Origin of the sequence: Mangrovimonas sp. TPBH4 (assembly GCF_001280505.1) — a bacterium.
Lineage (GTDB): Bacteria > Bacteroidota > Bacteroidia > Flavobacteriales > Flavobacteriaceae > Mangrovimonas_A.
The window spans coordinates 1-333 of sequence record NZ_LBIO01000080.1; the positions used below are offsets into that span (position 1 = coordinate 1).

Below are 333 nucleotides of genomic sequence, written 5' to 3' on the forward strand. Positions count from 1 at the left end.
AGCCTAGGCATTCCCCATACGCCCTTGTTTAGCTTATTGTACTTTTTGTCTTTTTAATGAGTTACGTTATTGCTCGTTACAATAACATTTTATTTTTCATGTATATCTTTCCAATATGTCAATGAACCTTGTGCAATGAACAATGAGCAATAAACAGTTAACAATATTGATTGTTAATTGGTAATTGTCAATTGTTGATTGACCTTGTGGAGAATATCGGAGTCGAACCGATGACCTCCTGCGTGCAAGGCAGGCGCTCTAGCCAGCTGAGCTAATCCCCCGTTATATTTAGCTGTCAGTTAACAGTTATCAGTTAACAGTACTTATAACGGA

At 37.5% G+C, this 333-nt stretch carries 1 tRNA gene; it reads right to left on the minus strand.

From position 1 onward, the window contains the following. Window positions 1-207: 207 nt before the first annotated feature. Window positions 208-281 (minus strand) — tRNA-Ala (locus ZA05_RS17945). Window positions 282-333: the final 52 nt, after the last annotated feature.